Here is a 22,657-nt window from a genome sequence, read left to right as displayed (position 1 = left end):
GGTCCTTACGGATAATGATTCTCTTTGATTAGAAAAAATAATTGTTGCAGTAGTTTCTTCACTTTTACTTTGGGATATATTTGGCATTAGAATAATCAGTTGTAGGTATTTTAAGAATTAAACCTTTATGGTTAGAAAGTGAGAAGCAATATGGAAAAAGGCAAACTTGTAATGGAACTTATGGTTCAGACATTTCCGGAAAAGACTGTGGAGCTTGACAGCGAGATAGGTCATGTCAAGATGATACCCTTCGGCGGCACAGTAAAGGGTGATATCTTTAACGGGATAATTGAGCCCTGCGGTGTAGATACCCAGGTCACAAATCAGGCGGGTGTAAGACATATGTCTGCAAGATATATGCTGACAGGAAAAGATGCCGACGGCAACGACTGTCATATCTACCTTGAAAACAATGCCTGGTTCACCAATGGGGAAAGACCAAAGCCGTGGATCAGTACGCCTAAATTCATAACCGATTCCAAAAAGCTGGCACCATACCTTCACGCAGACCGCTTTATAGGTGAAGGCATGAGAGTAGAGGAAGGGCTTCGCATCCGCTACTATGAGGTAGTCAGATAAAAGTGAAGGCTGAGCCTGTGAAATCTAAACCGGTATTTTTTTGATATAGAGAGGGCATCCTTTTTAAATGGATGCCCTCTTGCTATAACTTGAATTGTTTATAGTGATGTTTATTCCTTTTGCCAGTACTCCGTTACAAGGTCAATAAAGTCCTTTGCTGCTTTACTGAGGTATGCATTTTTATGATAGGTCACACATACCTTCCAGGTAGGGCGGAAAGGCAATCTGAGAAAACGCACTCCCTCCGGTTTTTGTTTTACGTAATGGTAAGGCAGGAGACCACAGGCGAGATGAGCCTTTATCATCGAAAGTATAGTCATATTACTTGAAGTCTCAAAAAGCACCGTTGGTGTAAAGCCCGCATCACGGAATATCTGGTCCACCATCTTACGGATGGTGGATTCCTTGTACATCATAACGAAAGGTTCATACTGCAGAGCTGTGAGAGGAACAGTGGGATACTTTTCCTCTGACTGAAGATACTCTTTACTTAGCGGATAATCCGCAGGTAAGGCGAGATATATTTCTTCCTTAAACAGATCTATGTATTCGTCCCCGGTTTTCTGTCCATCGGTCAGAGTAACGAAGCCGATATCCAGCTCTCCCTTATGAACGGCATCCTGCTGCTGCTTAACGCTAAGCTCCCTTGGCTCGACAGTAAATTCCGGGTACATATCATGGAATATGGGATAAACATAGGAAAACATATCGAAGCCTCTTCCCGGAGTCATACCTACGGAGAGATAGCCATTGTGTTTATTAACCATATCGGCAATGATGGTGTAGGTCTTTTGCTTGATCCTAAGCATTTCCCTTGCATTATCCAAATATATCTGACCTTCAGGGGTTGGTGCCCAGGCAGCTTTGCTTCTGACAAAAAGGGGAGTGCCGACTTCCTTCTCCAGCTTCTGAAGCTGCTGCGATAATGCTGACTGAGTGATGAAAAGCTTCTCAGCCGCTTTTGTTATGGAGCCTTCATCGGCTATCTTGATTATATACTCAATTAATTTAGTATCCATTATCTCCTCGATGAGAGCCGTTATATCCTGATATCAGGTATACAGATTTCAGGTAGAGCGGCCACTGATTGCAAATTAGCAAAACTTATAGAAGATTCACATTAATTAATTTTACTTATCTTATCGATGAAATTATACTTATTCTACACGGAACGAAAAGTTTTGTAAATGATAATAGATACGGAGGTTCATATGGCCAAAAGATTATGTATCCAGATAACAGAAAAGGATAATGTTGCCATTGCAATTAATGACCTGCCTAAGGGAACAGAGGTTATGCCGGGTGTTGTAACTGCGGTTGATATTCCTCAGGCACATAAAATAGCATTAAAGGAATTAAAGAAAGGCACTGAGGTTATAAGATACGGTGTCTGCCTCGGAACCACCTCAGAGGATATACCCGTTGGCGGATGGGTAAATGAGAAAAATCTCATTATGGCTCCGGCCCCGGATCTTGACAGCATGAAGTTTGCCACAAACCTAAGGACAGATCTTCCGAAGCCCAAGAGAACTACCTGGATGGGATATAAGAATCCTAACGGTTTCTATGCCGGAACCAGAAACATTCTCGGCATCAACACCACAGTACAGTGCGTTGCCGGAGTTCTCAACGTTGCCATTAAAAAGATCAAGGCTGAGATCCTTCCCAAGTATCCTAATGTTGACGACGTTGTGGCTATCAATCATCCCTACGGCTGCGGTGTTGCCATTGATGCACCCGATGCCTACATTCCACAGAAGATTATCAGAAACATTGCCATGCACCCGAATTTCGGCGGTGTATTTATGCTTGTAGGTCTCGGTTGCGAGAAGTTCACAGTTGACCGTTTCTGTGAGTGGTGGCCTGAGCTTAACAATAAGGATAATGTTGTTGTCCTCCAGGAACACAAAGGTTATCAGGCTATGATGGATGCCATCATTGAAATGGCGGAAAAGAAGCTTAAGATCCTTAATGAAAGAAAGAGAGAGGAGCTTCCTCTGTCAGATCTTCTGGTTGGTATGCAGTGCGGAGGTTCGGATGCATTCTCAGGAATCACAGCAAACCCTACAGCCGGCTATGCAGCAGATCTCATAGTTTCCGGCGGCGGAACAGTTATGTTCTCAGAGGTAACTGAGGTAAGAGACGGAGTTCAGTTTATAGCTGAGAGATGTATAAATGAAGAAGTCGGCAAGAGACTTGTAGAGGAAATGAAGTGGTACGACAGCTACCTGAGAAACGGCGGAGTTGACCGTGGGGCCAATACCACACCGGGAAACAAGAAGGGTGGTCTTTCCAATATCATCGAGAAGTCCATGGGATCCATCGCCAAGTCCGGTTCTTCACCTATCGTTGAAGTACTTTCACCCGGAGATCGTCCCACAAAGCATGGTGAGATTTTTGCAGCTACCCCTGCGTCAGATCTCGTATGCGGTCCTTCACAGCTTGCATCCGGAATGGGACTTGAGGTATTTATGACAGGCCGCGGCACACCTTACGGTCTTGCTGCTGCACCGGTTATCAAGCTTTGCTCCAGAAATGAAATGAAGGATCAGTGGTTTGATATCATTGATTTCAATGCAGGTCCCGCTGCAGTTGGTGACAAGACCATCGCAGAGCAGGGCGAAGAACTCCTGGATTTCATCCTGGATGTTGCATCAGGAATCAAGAAGCCTTACACCGAGCAGTATGGTTTTGCTAATGACCTCTGCGTATTCAATCCGGCTCCAATAACCTGATTATAAAATATATAAGCCCATCGATGCTTATGTGCCGACCTCCAATTGTTAGATTTTGGTCTGACATTTTGGGGTAGGTACTAAGCATTGATGGGCTATTTTAGTATTGAAATCGATACTCGGGTAAAGTATTTGCTTAAACGGAGCCGAGACAGGTATTGTAAAATCGAGTATAGTTAACTATATTAAATTAATTCGACTGAATCGGTATAAGATGTTCTTTCCAATATTGCTTCGATAGTTTAATGAATTCTTTCTCAGCATCTGTAAGGTAGGAACCCTTACGGGTGGCTATACACAAATCCCAGGAGGGGTGGCTTGGGAGAGCGAAGCATTTATATTTATCACTCTCAGTATCTGCATAATACCTTGGAATGATAGCACAGCATAGTGAAGTCTCAACGAGGGAAGTAATGCTGGCTGTATTGTTAGTTTCCATCATTATGGAAGGTATAAATCCGCTGCGACTGAAAATGTCATCCACTATCTGACGGTTACTGGATTTAGAAGACATAAGAGTAAAAGGTTCGTACTCAAGGGATTTTAGATTAATGATAGGAAGTTGCCCGTCAACGCATATGTAATCGTAACATATAGGATGCACAGAAGGAACCAAAACAACCATTTCTTCTTTGCCAATTAATGTATAATCAAAATTACCACGCTGATCGTATCTGAGTGTCACGAAGCCTATGTCGATGTCACCGTTCTTTAGTGCTTCTCTTTGTTTATATACTCCCATTTCTATTGGGGTAAAAATAAGATTTGAAAATTTTGAGTGAAGTTCAGGATAAATGGAGGTAAACATACGGATACCTCTTCCTGTTGTGAGTCCTATTTTCAGGTCGGATTCACCGGCATTTGTGATATCATGGATTTTTTTGTAGGTTTCCCGCTTTATCAGTAAAGCCTTTTTGGCTCCCTCCAGATAAATCTTCCCGGCTTCTGTAGGATGCCAGTCAGTCCTTGAACGGAAGAAAAGCTGGGTTCCAAGGTCCTTTTCTAACTTTAGTAATTGCTGATTAAGTGCTGACTGTGAAATGAACAAATTCTTGGCAGCTCTTGTAATATTCTCTTCTTTTTCGATTTCCACAATATATTCGCAAATTCTGAAATCCATACTATTCTCCTCTATTAATGCTGCTTTTGGGAGCTTTAATATCTGACATAAAGTTGCAGAGCTAATTGGCTTCTATACTGATGCAGGTTTTTCGCTGTTTATAGCCGTCATTCAGATGTCAATCTGTACGATAAAAACCCGGTTACGTTTATTGATTTGACAGACCGGGATCCTTTAATTGAGTTTATCATTTAAGCATTATATGGTCAAAATCAAATAGGCTTTAAATAATACATAAGTAATAATAATGTCATCGAGTTAAATTTAAGTTTTTCTAATATTGTTATTAGATTAACTAATAGTAATACTTATTGAACAAACACTATCCATAAGTATAGCTTATTGAACTATCAGTTTTTCCCGTTTTACTTAGACTTATCCATAAGTTAAACTTCAATCATAAATAAGAAAGCGCGAAACAAACGCAGAGTTTTATAGATAAACAAGGAGAGTAAAAATGATTCCAACAATTACAAAAATGGAAGTATTTCCAGTAGCAGGACACGATTGTATGGAGCTTAATCTTTCAGGAGCTCACGCACCATACTTTACAAGAAACATTGTTATCCTTACAGATTCAAATGGTGTTGAAGGTGTTGGTGAGGTTCCCGGTGGACAGAAGATCACAAATGCTCTTGAGGCAGTTAAGGATCTGGTAATCGGAACAAAGATTTCTGATTACAAAAACACTCTTAACAAGGTAAGAGCATGGCTTGATGAAAACATCAAGGATGACGTAAGAGGTCTTCAGACCTTCGATCTTCGTACAGGAGTACATGTTGTTACTGCTATCGAAGCTCCTTTCCTTGATCTTATGGGTAAGTTCCTGGAGGTTCCCGCAGCATCCCTTATGGGTGACGGAATCCAGAGAACATCTGTAAGATTCCTTTCATATCTTTTCTATGTAGGAGACAGAAAGAAGACAGACCTTCCTTATGAGGAAGAGCCTGATTCAGACTGTGACTGGTACAGACTCCGTCATGAGGAGGCTATGGATCCCGAGCATATCGTAGCTCTTGCAAAGGCAACCCATGAGAAGTACGGCTTTGAAGATTTCAAGCTTAAGGGCGGTGTTCTTCAGCCGGATGAGGAAGTTAAGGCTGTAACTGCCATCAAGGAAGCGTTCCCTGATGCGAGAGTAGATCTTGATCCTAATGGCTGCTGGAGCCTTGCAGAGGCAGTACGTGTAGCCCCTGCCCTCAAGAAGGTTCTTGCTTATATCGAAGATCCCTGCGGTGCCGAGAACGGTTTCTCAGGACGTGAGATCATGGCTGAGTTCAAGCAGGAGACAGGTATGCCGACTGCCACAAACATGATCGATACAGACTGGAGACAGATGAGACACTGCATCCAGCTCAAAAGCGTAGACATCCCTCTTGCAGATCCTCACTTCTGGACCATGGAAGGATCTGTACGTGTAGGTCAGCTTTGCAACGACTTCGGTCTTATGTGGGGCTGCCACTCCAACAACCACTTCGATATTTCACTTGCAATGGTAGCGCAGTGTGCAGCTGCAGTTCCGGGCAAGCTTAACGGTATCGATACTCACTGGATCTGGCAGGAAGGCAGAGAGCGCCTTACAAAGAACCCTATGCAGATCGTAGGCGGATGCATTAACGATATCGACAAGACTGTAGGTCTCGGCATCGAGGTTGATCGTGACCAGATCATGAAGGCAAACAAGCTTTATACTGATAACTGCCTCGGAGCACGTGATGATGCCATCGGAATGCAGTATCTCATTCCGGGATGGAAGTTCGACAACAAGCGCCCCTGCATGGTTAGATAATCGGGGATTTAAATATTCATAATGAAATAGCTCAGATGCTGGATTGGGAAATCTGTTTCGTTGAAGACAAATGGAAACAAAGTATATTTTGACCTGAGTACAAGGTCTTGTTTATAAGGAGGATTAAAAAATTATTATCAGTAGTATTGGCCGGTGCTATGGCTATGAGCATTCTTGCCGGTTGCGGATCATCCGGTGGAATCCAGGTTGGTGGAGGATCTTCATCAACAGAAACCACTGCAGCCGCAGCAGCAACACAGGCAGCAGGATCCGGTGAGTCAGCAGCTCCTGCAGCGAGTGCAGATGGAGAATCATCATTAAAGGGACAGAATGTAAGAGTAGTTATCGGTTCAACATCTACATCCGGTGATTCATACATGATGGCTGATGTTGTTACAAGATATCTTTCAAAGTATATGGGCTTCAACGGTAAAGTTGATGCCATCGGAAATGCAGCAGCTCTTGAGGAGATGCAGACAGCAAAGGGCGATGGAAAGACTGTTATGATGTTCCATGATATGACATATATGTCAGTTCTTTTCGGAGCAGTTGATGAGAAATATTCTCTTGAGAATATGACAATCGGACCACGTTTCGGTCGTAACCCGGGAGCTTGTTTCGGTGCAGCAAAGGAAAGCGGATGGACATCACTTAAGGATGTAACAGAGTATCTTAAGGCAAATCCTGACAAGACTGTTTCTTTCAATATTGAAGCAGGTGGAACATCACATATTGCATTTGCAGCTTACTACCTTGATGTTAAGGCAAAAGAGGGAGATGAGGTTGCAAGCAGAATCAAGGCAATCGTTGGTGGTACAACAGCTGAGAAGCTTCAGAGACTTTGGGACAGAAATGCAGACGTAATCTATGGCGATACATCAGCATTTGAGCAGTATACACTTGACGGTGTTGAAGCACAGCTTGCTATGAATATGTTTGATTCAGGTTCAACTGTAGAAGGCGTTGAAATTCAGTCTATGGCAGATGACGGTGTTGAATTTAACGGAAAGCCATTTGACTTCCCTAAGGATTTTGCAATGTACTTCCCTAAGGATACAGATGCAAACGTACTTGCTGAGTACGAAGCAGCTATGAAGAAGGTTGTAAATGATCCTGATTTCCAGGCTGATATGAAGAAGCTTTACTACACAGTTCTTTCTGAGGATGAGGTAGGCTTAGAGGCTTCACAGCAGTTCATCCTTGATAAGCGTGACATGTGTGCAGAGATCATCGCGCAGGCTCCAAACCTTGACGAAATCACAGCTTAATTGAAATTTGGGTAATGCTATAGTCGCGGTTACCTATGAGATAAAATATTGCAGAGTTGCCTTTTCACCAGCAAATAAAATATGTGAAAAGGCAACTTACATATAAGGGGAAAATATATGATAAATGTAGTTTATTCTACCGAGCACTGGATAGTTCCAAGGATCGTCATAGGTATTCTGATCGTTCTGCTTGCAGCTATCATTATAACTGAAGGACGTGCGCGGCTGGCAAAGGGTGAAGCATTTTTCACAATGCCGAAGAAGTTCTTTAAAGAAAATCCTGATTTTATAAAACTATTTGGTACATTGATCCTTTTTGCAGGTTATATCATTACTCTTGATATCATCGGATTTACACTTACCAGTATAATTTTTGTATTTCTTTTCAATATTCTTTATGCCGGAACAAGTCCTAAATCAATAGGAATCAGCCTTTTGATCGCGGTAGTGGCTTCTTTGATAGTCAGCATTGCGTTCGGTGTATTTTTCAAGATAACTCTTCCAAACGGTATGTTCACGATAACATTCGTGGATTATGGATTCACTATTTACTAAAGGAGTGGCAAACAATGATTACTAATATTTTACTTGCAGTACTTGGTGTCATTGCCGGAATCATTTTTGGTGCCATTCCGGGTATGACAGCAACTATGGCGGTAGCGGTATTCCTGCCTATGACTTATGCTTATGACCTTGTACCTGCCTTATATCTTCTTTTAGGTCTTTATGTAGGCGGTATCTCAGGCGGACTTGTACCTGCTATCCTTATCAATATTCCGGGAACTCCGTCATCAATTACAACTACATTTGACGGATATCCTATGGCGAAACGTGGCGAAGGTGAGAGAGCCCTTAAAGTAGGTATCGTTTCATCCTTCTTCGGAGGAATCATTTCTCTTCTTGCTCTTGCTCTTTTCACACCGCTTCTTTCTGCCGCTGCTTTGAAGTTTTCTGCAGTTGAAAAGTTCCTTATCATCCTTTTTGCACTTACAGTTATCGCAGCTCTTTCAAACGGACAGATGCTGAGAGGTGTATTTTCGGGATTTTTGGGAGTGCTTGTTTCCCTCATTGGAATGTTCAGCGTAAACAACAATTATCGTATGGTTCCTCTTTCATTAAAGCCATACCTGTCAGACGGTTTTCAGCTCCTGCCTGTTCTTATCGGACTCTTTGCTATATCTCAGATATTTGAGGAAGCCGAAGAGGGCATGAGGTTTAAGATTGAGAAAGTTGACGGAAACAATTCCGGAACAAAGTTCTCAATGGCTGATTTCAAGGGACAGGGTGTAAATGTTGTTCGTTCTGCACTGATTGGAACCTTTATGGGAGTACTTCCCGGAGTTGGAGGATCCGCAGCATCAATCCTTGCATACTCACAGGCTAAGAGCTGGTCAAAGCATCCGGAGCTTCTGGGTACAGGTGTTGCTGAAGGACTTGTAGCATCTGAGAGTTAAAACAATGGTCTTACAGGTGGAGCCATGATCCCGCTTCTTTCACTTGGTATCCCCGGTGACTCAACAACAGCTGTCCTTATTTCAGCATTTATGCTTCAGGGTATTCAGGTTGGACCTCTGTTTATCACACAGAATACAGAAACATGGCATCAGATCCTTATTGCAATGCTTCTCTGCAACATCATAATGTTCCTTTGCATGTTCTATCCTATCAAGTGGATATCAAAGATTATTTATATCCCGAGACAGAGACTGTATCCTGTTATCATCATGATCTGTGTTGTTGGTGCTTATGCTGCAAAGAACGGAAGAATGTTTGATGTATGGTCACTTCTCTTTGCCGGTGTTGTAGGATATCTTTTCGGAAAGATCCGTATTCCAAAGACCTGCTTCCTTATCGGATTTATCCTTGGTAAGGACCTTGAGAACTATTTCATCCAGGCAGTATCCGCATCAAAGGGATCACTTCTTGTATTCTTCTCAAGACCTATCGGCTGGGTTATCTGGGTACTTATAATCGCATCCATCGTTTATGCAGTTATGGATGACCGTAAGCAGAAGGCAAGGAAAAAGGCTGAAGCAGCAGGCTGATAATGCGGACTGCAGGCTATTTGAAATAATGCCTTAGTGCATACAATTATTTAAAAAATGCTTTTGATTAATTAGGGGATGCGCTTAGGGCGTATCCCCGATTTTTTATAGACATACATGAGCCCCTGCCCCGTCTTACCTTTACCAACACACCAATGTACCACTGGTTGAATTGTCACGAATTTGTTATATCAATAATCGTACAAGAAACAAAAAGTTGTTTTATTGCAGACTTTAATGAGTATAATTGATAAGTGACTGTCAGATAAGCTGATATATTCAAAAGTATGTCATTCAAAGTAGAAAAAACCGTTTTCCGGTGGGATATCAGGAGAAATAATGAAAAGAGTAAAGTTTGAAACATTAACGGATACTGTAAAAGATCTGCAGGAACAGCATAGGAATTTTAAGTTCAGAGCCTTCGGACTTATCGGAATTCTCATTATCGCTGTAATAGCCATAATAGTAAAGAAATACTACGTGAGCTTCGGTCTTCTGGTTGCAGCTGTTGCTTATCACCTTTTTTATTTAAGACCCTTTGAAAAACAGTATATATCCAACGTAAATGAAGCCAATATTCTTTTTACTGTCGGGAGGTTTCTGGGAACCGAAGAGGTAAAGAATAAAGGGACTGAACATCTGACAAGAAAGGAGCTTGAAGAGGCACAGCTTGTTCCTGTACTTCAGAGAGAGGACGGAGTATCATTCTATGAATCGGTACATGGAGAATATCATGGAATGAAGGTTACTGTTTCAGATGTAGTCATTAGCGAAGATTTTAAACTAAAGGATAACGGTACAAAGGGCAGGAACAGAGTATTCCAGAATTGCGGATGCTGGACACATATTGAGCTTCCGAAGGATACCGGATTTAATTTTAGATTGTTTGAAGACAATGCCGTACCAACTGTTATGCAGCAGAAATTCTATGAAGAACAGAATAATCTGAATAAGATACCTTCCGGGGATGTTGGTCTTGCAGGAAACTATTATCTGTATGTCGGAAGCTGTGATAAAGCTGTGGGAGATACCGATGAAGATAATGCTGACAATAAAAATAATGCTATAGAAGATGAAACAACATTGATAAAATCAGAAAAAATGCCTCCTGAAAAATTTATCGTGAGATATGAAGATCTTGACAAATATACTCCCGGTAATACAGCTGTAAGTGTACGTGGTAATGTTATGGACGTTTACATTCGCAGCAGATTCCTTGCGATGGCAGTATCTACAAGTGCCGCACCTACAGAAAAGAGCATAACTTTTGATCCGTATCCGGAACTTAAAATGATTCTGGAACTTACCGGGATTCTGAGTTAAATCATTTAAAACAAAACCCGTATATAAGAACTGCTTAATCATGTATTAGTATTAAGAGTTTTACATCGGGTTTTGTTTTTTTTATTCTAAAACTGCACCGGTATTCAGATTAGTATATTCAAAGGAATCGATGATCTCAATACATGGAGCCGACCATTTCTACATATGTTATTCAGAAATAAACGACGATAATAATGCGTTTATAGAGGGGGCTATTACAATGACTGATTCACCAATTATTACCAAAATGCAGGTGATTCCTGTTGCGGGATATGACAGCATGATGATGACATTATCAGGATGTCATGCTCCATGCTTTACCAGAAACCTGGTTATCCTTGAGGATAATGCCGGACATCAGGGTATCGGCGAAATCCATGGAGGTGACTATACCTGTGAATGTTTAAATGCTGTAAGACCGCTGGTTGAGGGACAGCCCATAGCAAAGTACCGTCAGATACTTCAGAAGATTCATAAGGCTGCAAATCCTTCTGCCGCTGATGACGGAGAGGGCATACAGACACTGGATATTTCAAAGCTTAAGTTTGTAGTAAAGAGTGAGTGGGCCATCGAGTGTGCTATGCTTGACCTTATGGGACAGTATCTCAATGTCCCCATGTGCGATCTTATGGGCGAAGGCCAGCAGCGTAAGGAAGTTGAGATGCTTGGATATCTTTTCTATGTTTCCGACAAGAAGAAGGTTCCTGCAAGAGATATGCAGTATCTTGATGAGAGCAGCAGTCTGGATCCCTGGTTCCGTTTAAGAAGAGAAGAGATACTTACTCCCGAAAGAATCGTTGAAGAGGCAGAAGCTCTTACAGAGAAGTATGGCTTCAAGAACTTCAAGCTTAAGGGCGGAGTTCTGGCAGGCGCTGATGAAATGGAGGCCTGCAGAGCACTTAAGAAGCGTTTTCCGAATGCACGTATAAACATTGACCCGAATGGTGCATGGAGCCTTAAGGAGGCTATAGACCTTTGTAAGGATATGCATAATGTCATCACCTATATGGAAGACCCTTGCGGTCCTGAGGCAGGTTACTCAAGCCGTGAGATCATGCGTGAGTTTAAGAATGCAACACAATTCCAGGTGGCTACGAACATGATTGCTACCGACTGGCGTCAGTTCTATCACACCGTAAGTCTCAATGCCTGCGACATCATCCTTGCGGATCCTCATTTCTGGGGTTTTGACGGTGCTATCCGTATGTCACAGCTTCTGGATTCCTGGGGACTTACATGGGGTGTTCATTCAAACAATCACTTTGATATCACCCTTGCTGCATTTGCACAGGTTGGTGCTGCAGCGGTTGGTGCACCTGCTCCTCTGGATACTCACTGGATCTGGCAGGATGGCCAGAATCTCCTGTATGATACACCGCAGATCGTTGACGGTAAGCTTCAGGTTCCTGAGGCACCGGGTCTCGGAGTTCATCTCAACATGGAGAGGGTTATGGAGGCTAACAAGCTGTACAACAGTCTTCCAAGCCATGACAGAGATGATGCGAAGTCAATGCAGTATTTGATTCCCGGATGGAAATACGATCATAAGAAGCCTTGTCTCGTGAGATGATGCAATAAAAGAGTGTTCATGTCTTAACATGAACACTCTTTTTTAATCAATCAAAATGTTTTGAAGATTTCGATTTTAACCTTTTTATCTTTCACTCCGACTTTGATGTCATCTACGATGTTGGCGATTACGGACTTTGACAATTCCTCAAGGGATGCGTCAAGGTTCTTGTTTTTTATTGTGGATTTGTAGTCTTTGAGGGACCAGGAAATATCACCGGAGGACTCAATGTAGCCGTAGTCGAAGGTTTTGACATTATCTGCATTGCCGCCTTTTGCAAAGAAACAAAAGAGGGAACCAATCTTGTCCATGATGCCGGAGTCTTCGGAGTTCTCACCGGTGGAAGAAATAGACAGGAGGTCTTTTTTTGCTTCATCCGGGAGCTCTTTTGCATCAGCCTCAAGTACTATACGGAAATCCCTGTTTTGGTTTTCTGCCCAGAACTTGGCGGTAAAATCGCCGGCATTTGCACTTACTATACCAAAGAGTTCTTCTGCCATGAGTCTCAGGTAATGACCGTTTTTATCTGATTTGGTAACGGCATTTGCAAGACCTTCAATCCTGTTCAGTGCAAGTTGAAGAGAATCACCTTTGTTGTCTACTGTGATCACGTCGGTTTTCATGGAAGCCCTCCTTTATTTAAACAATAACTTAATAACTGAATTAGATTATACCATATTGTAGTGCCAATGGTGACGGTTCTCGCCGATGAGAACCGTCACCGATGGTTTTCCAATGATTAAATGTTTATAATCTTTTGGAAATTTGTCGAAGTAAGCACATAGAAAAGACCATCTATAAGGAGGGAAATCAATGGATATACAGTATCTGTTATGGCTTCAGGAACTAAGAAATGCTTCCGGCGGAGTGTTTGATGAGTTTTTTAACGGTATTTCAAAGGTGGCGGTGGATCTGATGCCGTTTTTGCCGTTTTTTATTTTCTGGTGTGTTGACAAGAAATGGGGATATAGGTTTATCACTACCTTCGGTTTGGCGGGACTTTTGAATGGAATCCTCAAACTGACTGTATGTGCGTACCGTCCCTGGATACGTTCCGATCTCATAGAACCGGCGGGAGATTCCAAGGTTGCCGCCACGGGATACTCCTTTCCCAGTGGACATACTACTGAGGCGACGGCTGTATACGGAACCATTACTTTATGGCAAAAAGACGTACGCAGGTGGCTTGCCATATTGGGCGGTGTTCTTATAGCATTGACCGGTTTTTCGCGAAATTTTCTCGGTGTACATACTCCGCAGGATGTTGTTGTTGGATTTGCTTCTACATTGATCATTATCATTGCAGTTGATAAAGCTAATGAGAAAATAGATGGTGATGAAAAGAAGCTTGACGGGTTGTCCTTTATTGGTCTTTTGGTGGTTATAGCTGCATTGATTTATATCATGGTGAAGCCGTACCCCATGGATTATGTAGACGGGAAGCTTCTGGTGGATCCGGCCAAGATGATGAATGATACATTTAAGGCCTGCGGCGCATTTACCGGCTTTTTGGCAGGTAGCTATTTTGAAAGACATTTTATAAAATACGAAATACCGGAAGGGTCAAAGAATCTGCCGATTTTAGGATTCGTTGGATTCTTGATTACATATTCCTGGAAAGAATTCTTTGCACCGGCTACAATCGTAGCTGCCCTTGGCGGTCATTGGGGACACTTTATTGCACGATTTCTAATGTGGTTTTTCGTTGTGGCTGTCTGGCCAATTGTTATAACAAAGAATGCAGATTAATGCAATTTACTGATCATAAAAGCTCAGGGACAGGTTGGCATTTGGCTGACCTGTCTTTCCGTTTGAGAAAAAAGACCGGAGTTCATGTATTGGCCTGTCAGGGCCGGGCTGATCTGTCTCTTTTTCGGAGAAAATTGGAAAAAATATCCTATTATTTTTCGAAATCGGTAAATTTTATGGTATAATGTACCAATAATAATTTGCACCAGGGGAGTGCAGGAAAGGTTGGGGATACCATATGAGCAAAAAAGTAAAGAGAAATGTTATAGTTGGACAGTCCGGAGGCCCAACAGCGGCCATCAATTCATCTCTGGCAGGCGTTTTCAGAACAGCTAAGGACAGAGGTTACAATAAGGTATACGGAATGCTTCACGGTGTTCAGGGACTTTTGGAAGGAAGATACATTGATCTCTCAGATCATATTCGTACAGGTCTTGATGCAGAGCTTTTGAAAAGAACTCCATCAGCATATCTTGGATCCTGCAGATATAAGCTTCCGGATATCTATGAGAACAAGGAAGTATATGAGAAGATCTTCAAGATTCTCGAAGACCTTGAGATCGACTGCTTCATTTATATCGGTGGTAATGACTCTATGGATACCATCAAGAAACTTTCAGATTACGCAATCGTAACAGGTTCAGACGTTCGCTTTGTCGGATGTCCAAAGACTATTGATAATGATCTTGCTTTGACAGATCATACTCCGGGTTATGGTTCAGCAGCCAAGTACATCGGAACCTCTGTAAAGGAAATCATCCGTGACGGATGGAGCCTTGAGACCAGCAAGGGACAGGTAATCGTTGTTGAGATCATGGGAAGAAATGCAGGCTGGCTCACAGGTGCTGCAGCACTTTCAAAGGGTGAGGACTGTGACGGACCTGATGCTATCTATCTTCCTGAGTTACCGTTTGATGTGCCTACATTTGTTCAGAAGTGTAAAGATCTGCTTGCAAAGAAACGTTCTGTTGTAATTGCAGTATCTGAAGGAATTCATACAGCAGACGGAACCTATATCAGTGAGCTTGGAAATGCTACAGAGTATGTAGATGCATTCGGACACAAGCAGCTTACAGGAACAGCAAGATACCTCTGCAACGTTCTTTCACAGGAAATCGGCTGCAAGACACGTTCTATCGAGCTTTCAACACTTCAGAGAGCAGCAAGCCACTGCGCTTCCAGAGTTGATATTCTTGAAGCTTATGAGGTTGGCGGTGCCGCAATGAAGGCCGCAGACGAAGGCGACAGCGGAAAGATGGTTGTTATCCAGAGACTTTCCGATGATCCATATCAGGCAGGAACAGAAGTTAAGGATGTTCACAAGATCGCTAATGACGAGCGTCTCGTTCCCAGAAACTGGATCACTGCAGACGGAACATACGTAACCAATGAGTTCATCACTTATGTTCGTCCTCTTATCCAGGGTGATGTGGGAGCCGTAATGGTAGACGGAATTCCAAGACACCTTTATGTGCCTGGATATCAGGAGCTTCTGTAATAGTTTAACAAGCATTTTGACACGGTACTTGATAGTGAATATCAAGTACCGTTTTTTTGACCATCGAAGCCATCTGGGACGGTTCTCGCCGGCGAGAACCGTCCCAGATGGCTGAATGGCAGCCGCTTTCGGACTCCGCACCCTTTTATACCATGATTATAGACGGACTGGAAATTACCTGCTTCCAAAGCTCGAAGAGCCGCCTTTCAGGTGTGGTGATATACGTTCCCTTCAGATAGGCCACACACCTCATCCAATTGAGATCCTCTTTTATCCGGAAGTAGACAAGAGGAAAATTCTCATTCACATAGGACTGAGGAAAGAAAGCAGGCCCCATCTGATTTATTGCCATCTTAAGCACCGTGACAGAACTGCTGGACTCAAAAAGGATTTTCGGATGGATGTTATATTCGTTGAAAACCTTATCAAGCATTCCCCGGAGCATGGTTTCATTGGAAGGCATGATGAAATTTTCATCTTTAATAAGGTTAAGGTCTATAAGAGGCAGAGTTTTCCAGCTTTCGTTTCCTGCAAGATGAGCCAGGGGATGTGAAGATGGAAGACCCAATACCACATGTTCGGGAGCTAAGTCTATATGTTCAAATGAAGAATTTAAGGGACGTTCCTTGGAATAACTCAGAAAAGCATATTCTGTTTCACGGTGAAGGAGCATCTGCTCCATTTTTGGAACTCTTGCACAGGAAAGATTTATAGTGAATTCAGGATATTCCTGATGAAACTGAGGATATATATCCGAAAATGTAGACGCACCCCTCTCCGGTGTACATGCAATTGAAATCTCTCCCACAGAGTTTTTTGCACTGTCTCGAATTATTTTAAATGTATCACTTTTTATCTTTAAAACATTTTTGGCAGCATTCACATATATACGTCCTGCAAAAGTCGGAATCAGCTTATGATAGCGCCTTTCAAAAAGAGGAGTGCCCAGTTCTGCCTCCAGTTTCAGAAGCTGCTGGTTAAGTGCCGACTGTGTCATATACATTTTTTCAGCCGCTTTTGCGATACTTTCTTCGTTATAAATTGCAATGATGTTTTCTAAAGGTTTCAGATCCATTCAATTCATTTCCTTATCTTTTTGGTTTGCTTTGACATTACAAATTACATGTAAAGGTTTATGCAATTAGCTGATTCATGTCATAAGAGACATGAAAAATAAGCAATAAATAAACATCTTGCACAAAGGCATTGATATTAATTTGTCATTAAAAACAATACATTCCCTAGGATTTTTAATACTGAATGTAAACTTAATATAATTAAGTCTTACAACCTATCCTGGTTAAGTTTTACTAAGTTTAATTTCGAAATATACTGATGTCAATAAAAAAATGAAGCATCAAGTTGTTAATAATAACTAATCTCAGCATTGCCCTAAATGCATGAGGATTCAGGGTGGTCATACAAAATGATCATCTTGAAAAGTAAATAAATTGTTAAAGGCTTCATGGATTTCAGGAGGAGAAAATGAATAAGAAAACATTATTAACCGGCATCGTAATCGCAGCAATGTCAGCAGCACTTATGGGCTGCGGCGCTTCAGGCGGAGCTAAGGCTTCAAGCGAACTTCCAAAGAGCATCGAAGTTCAGGTACCTGCAAAGGCCGGCGGCGGAACCGATGTTATGGCAAGAACCCTTGGTCAGGAGGTTGCCGCAAAGACAGGTTCCAATGTTACTATCGTAAACAATACTGATGGCGGCGGAGTTGTTGCCATGGAGACAGTTCGTACAGCGAAGGGCGACGGAGCCAAGATCCTTCAGTATCACACATCAATGCTTATCAAGTCAGCTACAAAGGTTTATGACAAGACAGCAAATGACGACTTCAAGGTATGGGGCGTAAGCCAGGGTACAGAGAAGGGACAGTACGTTCTTGTTACTTCAGCTGATTCAGATATGAAGACAATTGAGGATTTCGTAAACAAGGGTAAGTCAGCAGAGATCAAGATGGGTATCGAGACCGGCGGAACAACACACGTTATCACAGGTCTTATGGCTAAGGCTTCGGGCGTTCAGGTTAAGTATGTTGAAGCTGGTTCAGATACAGAGAAGCTTACAGCTCTTGTCGGAAACACAATCGATGCCTGCATTGTAAACGTTAACCAGGCTAAGCAGTATGTTGAGTCCGGCAAGGCTAATGCACTCGCAGTTATCACAAACGGCGAAGAGGGCGCAAGATCTTCAGTTCTTCCTGATGTTCCTTCAATGACCGAGTCCGGAATTGACTGCTCATGGGCTTCCTACAACATTTTCGCAGGTCCTAAAGACATGAACGAGGACATTGCCAAGAAGCTTTATGATGCATATGCAGAGGCTGCAAAGGCAGATGCTGTTAACGAAGTACTCGAACCTGCAGGTATGGCAATGGAATTCCTTTCATATGAGGAAGGCCCCAAAAAGCTTGCAGAACAGCAGGCAGACATCAACTCTGTAGTTGAAGAGCTTGGACTTGTTCAGAAATAATCAAGCCACGTTATAAAGGTTCAGGCCCTGACCGGATACGGGACAAAGGTTTTGAATCGAAACATTAGCCCGCATTGCTCATATGAACCATGAGACGATGTGGGCTCTATTTATGGATAAATCGGCAATAATCAGGAGACAAAAATGAAAGTTTCAAGAGATCAGATCACAGGTGCAGTGATCGTTACATTGGGAATATTTGTGTTTGCAATGATAAGCACTTTTAAGGTTCCGTTTACAGCAAGTTATCCCGGACCGAAAGCATTACCGGGACTGGCAGCCGTTGGTTTCGTTATCTGCGGTGCAGGCATTTTTCTGGAGGGCTGCAAGAATAAAGATCAGAAGACCTTTCTCATAAAGGAGGGCTGGATCAAGCTTATCATCAATATCGCTGCCATCGCTTTATACATTCTTGCAATGCAGTTTATCGGATTCTTTATTTCAACACCGATTTACCTTTACTGCCTGTCCACATGGTATGCAAAGGGTTATGTAACAAAACCGGTTTCCAGGATCATATTTTCTGCAGCCATGACACTTGTTATCTTCCTGGCTTATCAGGTTGCCTTTGGATACCAGCTGCCTATGGGCATATTCGGATAAGGAGGGATGAGAAATGGTTGAGAATGCAGGATTTATAATCACACAGGTCACAAACCCGTTTAATCTTTTGCTTTTACTTGTGGGTAATGTCATCGGCATCATCTTCGGTGCCATCCCGGGACTTAACGGAACCATGGCGGTAATGCTTTTCATGCCGCTTACCTATGGTATGGAAACAGGCCCGGCCATCATGTTCCTTCTTTCCCTCTGGATCGGCGGATGCTCCGGCGGATTCATCGGATCCGTTCTTCTGGGTATTCCGGGTTCACCTTCATCGGTTGCCACATGTTTCGACGGCCATCCCATGGCTAAGAAGGGTCAGGCAGGAAGAGCTCTTGCCATCGGTATGACAGCTTCCTTTATCGGAACCTTCTTCAGCGCCATTGCCGGTGCTTTTCTTGCGCAGTCAGTTGCAAACATTGCCTTCGCCATCGGTCCATGGGAATATTTCGGTCTCTGCTTCATGGCTATCACCATGGTACTTGCAATTTCAAAGGGCAATATGCTGAAGGGTCTTACCAGCGCGTGTATCGGACTTCTTCTCGCATCCGTTGGTTACTCACCTATCGATGCCCAGGCAAGATTCACATTTGACAATATGTACCTTATGGGCGGTCTGGGAATGACAGTCGTACTTATCGGTATCTTCGGTGTAAGTATGATGATCCTTGCCCACGCCAAAGGCTTTGACCCGCTTCCTGAAGTAGACACAAATATGATAAAGGGAATCGGAATCAAGTTCTCTGATATTCGGGAAAATCTCGTAAACATTTGCCGTTCCTTCCTTATCGGTCTCGGAATCGGTTTCCTTCCAGGCATGGGAGCAGGTCTCTCAAACCTTGTGGCATATTCTGTTGCCAAGAACAATTCAAAGCATCCTGAAACCTTCGGAACAGGTAATCCTGAGGGCGTATGGGCATCTGAGGCTTCCAACAATGCTTCAATCGGCGGTGCAATGATCCCTATGGCAGCACTCGGTATCCCGGGAGATTCAAGTACTGCGCTTCTTATCGGAGCACTTACTATACACGGTCTTGAAATGGGTCCCATGGTATTTAAGAACAGTGGTCATATCGTTTACCTAATGTTCGTAGTAGTTGCAATTTGTGCGGCAGTTTGTTTCGTACTTCAGGCAATCGGAATGAGAGTATTCCCTCAGATTCTGAAGGTGCCATATCACTACATGTATCCTGCTCTTATCGTGGTTTCTCTTATCAGCGCTTACGTTGATTCTTCAAGCCTTTATAAGTGCGGAATGATGCTTTTCTTCGCAGTTATAGGATGCCTCATGGCATACGGCGGACTTCCACAGTCACCGCTTATCCTTGCATTTATCCTTGGACCTACCATGGAAAGTAACATGCTTAAGGCCTTCCAGAACACAGAGACAGTAACAACCTTCTTTACACGTCCTATTTCCTGTGTATTTAACCTTATTGCCATAGCATGTATTTTCTCACCGATACTGAAGGCGCTTTATGCGAAGTATGTGAAGAAGAGCGCATAAGGTAAGCATTGGCCGGAATACAGAAATACATATTTGGAAAAAAATAAGAAATATCCAAATATGTAGCAATGAATGTTTGGACGAATCAAAATTGTAATAACGAACAGCTGAACGATTCAAAAATGTAGCAATGAACGTCTGAACGAATCTTTTTTGAAATATTTAATACATTAAATGAAAGGCGGGAAGAATAATGCCATTTAGAGTTTCAAAATCTATACCTCATCCTGTGGAAACACTATGTGCGGAACCCTGGAAGCTTGCCATTGATCCCTTCCAGGTGTCACCCAGAACCTGGTATGTTGCAGGCCAGACCTGGGTTGGTGCATATATCATAGATACAGGAGCAGGCCTAATACTTCTTGATACAGGAATCGCAGAGAGCGCTTATATGTTGGTGGATTCCATTTATAAGCTTGGTCACAAGCCGACAGATATCAAGATGATACTTATAAGTCACGCGCACCTTGATCACTTTGGGGGAGCGGCTATCATGCATGCTCTTACAGGAGCACCTATCTACATGTCAAAGGAAGACGATGAATTCATGCAGAAGGATCCGGAGGAAACTGAGCTGCCACATGATATCTGGCACGTTCAGCATATAAAGGTGGATCGACATTATGATGATAATGTTGCCATCACACTCGGAGACATTTCCATCAGAACTCTGCTTACACCGGGACACACTCTGGGCTGTACCAGCTTCTTCTGGGATGAGAAGAATCCTGTGACAGGTGAAACTTATACCGTAGCCATGCATGGAGGCGTTGGTGCCAATACCATGAATGATGAGTACTATAAGACAAGCAAGATGCTTACTCCGGCACACAGGGAGAGGTTCCTGAATGATGCGGAGAAGATTAAGAAGATTCATGTGGATATCGCACTTCCTTCTCATCCGAATCAGATTGAGATTCTTGATAAGGCCGGAACCTATACTCATGAGAACCAGCCATATCTTGACGATACGGTTTGGGCTGATTTCATTGATGAGAGAGTGAGACAGGTTAAGGTGCTCATGAAGTGATATGTAAGCCTTTCACACGGAGCCGGTGGATTCCACCGGCTTCTTTACGTTTCCTGGGTATCTTAAAAAAACAGCCAATATGACTCATAACATGTGACTTCATGCCGTAGTTTAACGGATTACAATGGATGCCTGTCGGTTCTGAGCTTCTAATATTCCAAACTATCAGCTGATATATAAAAAAAGTATAAACTTAGAGTATTGGGTACGATTATGAGTAATATAAATGAAATGTCATGAATACTAATGAAATGAAATGGAATGGAATGAGTTGGGATTTTTGCAATTGACGAAAGCGATATAATTGAAGATTATTTTGGCCATTTTACAAATTGAGAATAATTCGTCAATTTAATATCATGACTTTGCGAGTTGAAAATAACTCGATTGAAAAAAGGTATTTATGAAACAATCATACATTATAGGAGGATTTAGTAATGAAAGTTGGTTTTCTTGGACTTGGTATCATGGGACGCCCGATGGCAAAGAATCTTGTAAAGGCCGGTCACGAGCTTATGGTTTTCGACTTCAACCAGGAGGCAGTAAATGATGTTGTTGCCTGTGGTGCTAAGGCCGGTACATGCGGTAAGGATCTTGCTGAGTTTGCTGACGTAGTTATCACTATGGTTCCTAACTCACCTCATGTTCGTGCAGCTGTATTTAACGAGAAGGGTCTTGCTGAGGGCTTCCGTAAGGGTGAGTCAGTTCTTATCGATATGTCATCTATCGACCCGGTTGAGTCAAAGAAGATTTCTGCTGATCTTGAGAAGCTTGGCGTAGATATGCTTGATGCTCCTGTATCAGGTGGAGAGCCAAAGGCTATCGACGGAACACTTTCTGTAATGGTTGGTGGCAAGAAGGAGACATTTGATAAGTACTATGACATGCTCATGGTTATGGCAGGTTCAGTAGTTTATGTAGGACCTATCGGTTCCGGAAACGTTGCTAAGCTTGCTAACCAGATGGTTGTAGCTGCAAACATCGGTATCGTTGCAGAGGCTCTTACATTTGCAAAGAAGGCCGGAACAGATCCTGAACTCGTATATCAGGCTATCCGCGGCGGTCTTGCAGGTTCAACCGTACTTGATGCAAAGGCTCCTATGATGCTTGCAGGTAACTACAAGCCCGGTTTCAGAATCGACCTTCACATTAAGGATCTTACCAATGCTCTTAACGCTGCACACGCTATCAACATGCCTGTTCCTATGACAGCTCAGATGATGGAAGTTATGCAGGAGCTTAAGAATCACGATGAGGGTTCATGCGATCATGACGATATCGTAAGATACTACGAGAGAATCTCAGGAACATCAATCGTTAAGTAAATAAATATCTGATGTCAGCCCTTTTGAATAACAAA

At 42.7% G+C, this 22,657-nt stretch carries 18 protein-coding genes and 1 pseudogene; 15 read left to right on the top strand and 4 right to left on the bottom strand.

Annotation, left to right across the window (positions count from 1 at the left end; translation table 11 throughout):
• Positions 1 to 150: 150 nt before the first annotated feature.
• Entirely contained in the window at positions 151 to 579 is a 429-nt protein-coding gene (locus T357_RS0106670) for a DUF3237 family protein (RefSeq protein WP_044916329.1), read from the top strand.
• 110 nt (positions 580 to 689) lie between these two features.
• On the opposite strand, the gene T357_RS0106665 is transcribed toward T357_RS0106670, so the two are convergent.
• Entirely contained in the window at positions 690 to 1,598 is a 909-nt protein-coding gene (locus T357_RS0106665) for a LysR family transcriptional regulator (protein WP_031549989.1), read from the bottom strand.
• A 192-nt stretch (positions 1,599 to 1,790) separates the two neighbouring features.
• Between T357_RS0106665 and T357_RS0106660 the strand changes: the two genes are divergently transcribed.
• A complete protein-coding gene (locus T357_RS0106660) occupies positions 1,791 to 3,314 on the top strand; it encodes a UxaA family hydrolase (protein ID WP_029201983.1) in 1,524 nt (507 codons plus the stop codon).
• A gap of 190 nt (positions 3,315 to 3,504) precedes the next feature.
• Here T357_RS0106660 and T357_RS0106655 read toward each other — a convergent pair whose 3' ends face one another.
• Complete coding sequence (locus T357_RS0106655) at positions 3,505 to 4,434, bottom strand: LysR family transcriptional regulator (protein WP_031549987.1); 930 nt, start codon at positions 4,432 to 4,434, stop codon at positions 3,505 to 3,507.
• 457 nt (positions 4,435 to 4,891) lie between these two features.
• Between T357_RS0106655 and T357_RS0106650 the strand changes: the two genes are divergently transcribed.
• From T357_RS0106650 to T357_RS0106625, 6 genes and pseudogenes are all read left to right on the top strand, one after another.
• On the top strand, positions 4,892 to 6,223 hold the full coding sequence (locus tag T357_RS0106650) for an enolase C-terminal domain-like protein (RefSeq protein WP_031549985.1): 1,332 nt from the start codon (positions 4,892 to 4,894) through the stop codon (positions 6,221 to 6,223).
• A 164-nt stretch (positions 6,224 to 6,387) separates the two neighbouring features.
• On the top strand, positions 6,388 to 7,491 hold the full coding sequence (locus T357_RS0106645) for a type 2 periplasmic-binding domain-containing protein (protein ID WP_242840070.1): 1,104 nt from the start codon (positions 6,388 to 6,390) through the stop codon (positions 7,489 to 7,491).
• Positions 7,492 to 7,608: 117 nt separating this feature from the next.
• Positions 7,609 to 8,046, top strand: a complete 438-nt coding sequence (locus T357_RS0106640) for a tripartite tricarboxylate transporter TctB family protein (protein ID WP_031549982.1) — start codon at positions 7,609 to 7,611, stop codon at positions 8,044 to 8,046.
• Between the two features lie 14 nt (positions 8,047 to 8,060).
• A pseudogene (locus T357_RS19095) lies at positions 8,061 to 9,536 on the top strand (tripartite tricarboxylate transporter permease).
• 339 nt (positions 9,537 to 9,875) lie between these two features.
• The gene (locus T357_RS0106630) at positions 9,876 to 10,859 is read left to right on the top strand and encodes a hypothetical protein (RefSeq protein ID WP_031549980.1); all 984 of its coding nucleotides are present in this window, start codon (positions 9,876 to 9,878) and stop codon (positions 10,857 to 10,859) included.
• Between the two features lie 220 nt (positions 10,860 to 11,079).
• Positions 11,080 to 12,429 (top strand): enolase C-terminal domain-like protein, encoded by a 1,350-nt coding sequence (locus T357_RS0106625; protein ID WP_031549978.1) that lies wholly within the window; start codon positions 11,080 to 11,082, stop codon positions 12,427 to 12,429.
• A gap of 50 nt (positions 12,430 to 12,479) precedes the next feature.
• Here T357_RS0106625 and T357_RS0106620 read toward each other — a convergent pair whose 3' ends face one another.
• Complete coding sequence (locus T357_RS0106620) at positions 12,480 to 13,052, bottom strand: hypothetical protein (protein WP_031549977.1); 573 nt, start codon at positions 13,050 to 13,052, stop codon at positions 12,480 to 12,482.
• 190 nt (positions 13,053 to 13,242) lie between these two features.
• On the opposite strand from T357_RS0106620, the gene T357_RS0106615 reads away from it, so the two are divergent.
• Together T357_RS0106615 and T357_RS0106610 are read left to right on the top strand one after the other, a co-directional pair.
• A complete protein-coding gene (locus tag T357_RS0106615; RefSeq protein WP_031549975.1) occupies positions 13,243 to 14,178 on the top strand; it encodes a phosphatase PAP2 family protein in 936 nt (311 codons plus the stop codon).
• A 238-nt stretch (positions 14,179 to 14,416) separates the two neighbouring features.
• The gene (locus tag T357_RS0106610; RefSeq protein ID WP_031549974.1) at positions 14,417 to 15,676 is read left to right on the top strand and encodes a 6-phosphofructokinase; all 1,260 of its coding nucleotides are present in this window, start codon (positions 14,417 to 14,419) and stop codon (positions 15,674 to 15,676) included.
• Between the two features lie 145 nt (positions 15,677 to 15,821).
• On the opposite strand, the gene T357_RS0106605 is transcribed toward T357_RS0106610, so the two are convergent.
• Entirely contained in the window at positions 15,822 to 16,751 is a 930-nt protein-coding gene (locus tag T357_RS0106605; RefSeq protein WP_031549973.1) for a LysR family transcriptional regulator, read from the bottom strand.
• Positions 16,752 to 17,161: 410 nt separating this feature from the next.
• On the opposite strand from T357_RS0106605, the gene T357_RS0106600 reads away from it, so the two are divergent.
• From T357_RS0106600 to garR, 5 genes are all read left to right on the top strand, one after another.
• A complete protein-coding gene (locus T357_RS0106600) occupies positions 17,162 to 18,157 on the top strand; it encodes a Bug family tripartite tricarboxylate transporter substrate binding protein (protein ID WP_031549972.1) in 996 nt (331 codons plus the stop codon).
• 144 nt (positions 18,158 to 18,301) lie between these two features.
• Positions 18,302 to 18,760, top strand: coding sequence for a tripartite tricarboxylate transporter TctB family protein (locus T357_RS20120; protein WP_049962318.1), 459 nt, complete (start codon positions 18,302 to 18,304; stop codon positions 18,758 to 18,760).
• 13 nt (positions 18,761 to 18,773) lie between these two features.
• Entirely contained in the window at positions 18,774 to 20,267 is a 1,494-nt protein-coding gene (locus T357_RS0106590) for a tripartite tricarboxylate transporter permease (RefSeq protein ID WP_031549967.1), read from the top strand.
• Between the two features lie 193 nt (positions 20,268 to 20,460).
• Positions 20,461 to 21,297, top strand: coding sequence for an MBL fold metallo-hydrolase (locus tag T357_RS0106585; RefSeq protein WP_031549965.1), 837 nt, complete (start codon positions 20,461 to 20,463; stop codon positions 21,295 to 21,297).
• A 437-nt stretch (positions 21,298 to 21,734) separates the two neighbouring features.
• On the top strand, positions 21,735 to 22,622 hold the full coding sequence (gene garR, locus T357_RS0106580) for a 2-hydroxy-3-oxopropionate reductase (protein ID WP_031549963.1): 888 nt from the start codon (positions 21,735 to 21,737) through the stop codon (positions 22,620 to 22,622).
• The last annotated feature ends 35 nt before the right edge of the window (positions 22,623 to 22,657 follow it).

It is taken from the genome of Oribacterium sp. FC2011 (genome assembly GCF_000701645.1).
Taxonomy (GTDB): Bacteria; Bacillota; Clostridia; order Lachnospirales; family Lachnospiraceae; genus Oribacterium.
Note: the sequence above shows the minus strand (reverse complement) of the source record. Positions and strands in the feature narration are given on the sequence as shown.